Annotated in this window: 2 protein-coding genes; one reads left to right on the top strand and one right to left on the bottom strand. The window is 52.5% G+C overall.

The window, feature by feature from the left end; translation table 11 throughout:
- Positions 1–489: hypothetical protein (locus H5U08_RS14265; RefSeq protein WP_297034443.1), on the bottom strand; the 489-nt coding region annotated here is incomplete at its 3' end.
- 1,726 nt (positions 490–2,215) lie between these two features.
- Between H5U08_RS14265 and cas9 the strand changes: the two genes are divergently transcribed.
- Positions 2,216–3,029: type II CRISPR RNA-guided endonuclease Cas9 (gene cas9, locus H5U08_RS14270; protein WP_297034446.1), on the top strand; the 814-nt coding region annotated here is incomplete at its 3' end.

Here is a 3,029-nt window from a genome sequence, read left to right on the forward strand (position 1 = left end):
TACTTTTCGATCACGGCAGGCGATCATAGCCTCGCGGGTTAGTTTGAAGTTGTCTGCTATTTGGACGTAGACTTCACTCTCCGGTCTTAAATACCGTCCCGGTTTACATAACGCTTCGCGGATCAGTGTAGTAAACCATATGTGCTTGTTAGTTAAGCACTTATTTTTATTCTTAGAAGCGTAGTTAATGTCGCGTCCGGCAATTGTAACGTATTGATAAAACTGATTCAGGGCCTCTGATTCTCTAGATACTTCATTTGGTTTTATTGTGATCTGCACAGGTATATCGTCGTGGCACTCAAGACCGAATTCACTGCCGGGCAACTGAGACCAGAAACCCCAAGCAATGTTGTCGTAGAGCGACGTCCAGAATGCGTGTGACAGAGCGCTCTGGCGATGTTTCGGCGTAAGCACGATTGTTAAAGTCGGCGGTGGTTGTAAACGCTCAAACTCTTCCGCCAGAGAGAGCCAAGGTGATTGATCAGACACGGTCAGCCCTCCGTGATAGAGGACAGCCCACAAAAAGTAGGGCGGGCACCGCTGGGCTGATAGCGGGTTTCGGGGTGCACTTCCCTAGCCCGCCCTTATGGATCCACTTTCATTGTAGCGTCAGGATCGATGATCGGAAGGAAGTGTGCCGGATTCTGTGCCACCAGGGTGGCCTGTTGCGTCGGAAGCGTTTTCTGTAGCTTCACTTGCGGAATTCGGTTCGAATCCTGTCCCTCCGCTAAGTTGTTTATCGCAGGTTGAACGCACGTCCGTTGGCGGATGTCGTCTGCTGGGTGGCGGGTGGGGCGCAAGAGGATGTGGGACTGGTCTTGGCACTCTTTGTGACACCGTGGCGTCTCACCGAAGGGTCCACCCGCACGCAGGCAGGCTTCGGGTGTCTTCTCGGATGGTGACCCGCCGTCGAGTGGCCATCTGTCGGCCGGCAGAGACTTTTGCATAGAGAACTTAGGCTGTCCAGGATATCTCATCGTACCGCAACCGACGCCCAAAATCTTGTACTAAAAAATATGTGCGGAAGGCACAACCGACGGGCCGTCAGGAGACCAGCGTCTAATGCGGCATGGTTGAACACCGATTAATGCGATTTACCGCCTGAAAACGTTATTCACTAATTGTGGGCCTGTCAGAGCAGGGCCCGCTGTCCTCCGCGGTCTCGGGAGGGCGGCGCGGATGGCGCCGGGAATCGCGGCAGGGGCGCAGATTGTGGGTAAGAAGCGTAATCCTTCGTCGCATATGGCTCGGTGAAACAATCGCAGGGCGCTTACTGGTTGTCCCCATCAGGCGAAAAGTTCCCTTCGCCTTCCCAGAACACTGACCAGGTCGTTCTTGTGTGTCTGAAAAAATACTCCTGCGGGATATGAGTGATCCCATGGCGCAAGTCGGTATGATGCGTTCTATCAATAGCGTGAACGCTATTTGTCTATTTTGTTGTGGTCTAAAGCATCTTCGCAGTTCAATCTGATCTTTAATTTTGTGTAGGGCCCAGTCGCACATTAACCGCGGAACGACAGTGGGCTTCTCGCGCAGGCAGTGGATGGTCAGGCGATGGCCATCAATTTGGCAACTGGCCAAAACACCGGGGATTCGGTGGCTCGTTTTTCTCGCGAATTGCGAGAGCTCAAACACCCGGGACCTGGCCGTTGGTATAAAACAAACGTTGGTATATTCGTAAAATGGGTACACTGGCGCGAACTCGTGAAGTATTTGTAATGTTACTCACTATGAAAGTCCGCCGGCAAATAACAGTCTAAAGTTCCCCAAAGCGCCCGGCCCCATGTGGGAAGAATATCGGGCGGACCGCATACAGGGCCATGTGACTGATCGAGTATTCGCTGTTGCGAAAGAGTGTGAAACGGTTAGATGTTACGTGACTAAAGAAAATGGCCAGTAGGCAAAGCCTTGGATGTATTAAAAAATTGCGCCTTCACATGCAAAAGGCGTGGAAGTGTGAGCGGTTGATCACGCCACAGCAAAAGCGCATAAAAAACGCCCCGCCGGGGGCTGAGGGCGTTAACGGCACCCAGCATACTGGGTTTACCGTACGCGCGATTCCATGCGGAATCACCTTACTGTGATTTGCGTGGAACCGTCGCTCGGATACACTCAAACCTAGAATAAGACAAACCGTGCTGGTTGTCAAGTCTGCGTTAAGCTAAAATTGGGGAGGTTTTTCGGTAGTGTAGGTTTCTGCAGGAATGGGACAGCGATGAACACGAAGGTTAGCCAAGTTGACTACGTGTTGGGAATCGATCTCGGCGTCGTCTCGTTAGGCTGGGCAGCCGTTGAAATTGACGGAAATGGCGGGCGGTCTTTGCTGGGAGCAGGGGTTCGGTGTTGGGAACTCAGCGGCGGGGGGCTGGAAGAGGTCGAAAAAGGAAAAGAGGAACCCCCCGGTCAACTGCGGCGTCAGGCACGACAACAGCGCCGACAAATGTACCGACGGGCTCAACGCCTCAGGCGGACGTATCGTGTTCTCCAGGAAATGGGCCTTTTTCCAGCCGGGCCATGGTCGAGTACCGCTCGCAAAGCCTATCTTGAAACGCTCGATCAAAAAGCCCAGGAATGGTTGCGGACGAATGTTCCGGACGCGAATGACGACGGTCTTCTGGCGCATACATTTATCTACCGTCTTCGGGCGGCCGCACTTGATCATCCCCTGCCATCCGAATTGTTGGGACGTGTCTTTTTCCACCTTGCCCAACGTCGTGGGTTTCTCAGCAATCAGCGCATTTCTCAGAGGAGTAAGGAAGAGGAAGTCGGCGTCGTAAAGAAGGGAATATCCCAGCTTCAGGATGACATTCAGAAATCTGGTGCTCGGACGTTGGGTGAATTTCTATCAAGACTCAATCCGCACGAGCAGAGAATTCGTAATCGTTACACATCTCGCAAAATGTTTCAGGACGAATTCGAGCAGATATGGAAAGCTCAGTGTGCGTATCATCCGAATTCTCTCACAGATAGTAATAAGGCACAGCTCTGGAAGGCGCTCTTTTTTCAACGGCCGCTCAAATCGCAGAGCG

It is taken from the genome of Thermogutta sp. (assembly GCF_014359955.1).
GTDB lineage: Bacteria > Planctomycetota > Planctomycetia > Pirellulales > Thermoguttaceae > Thermogutta.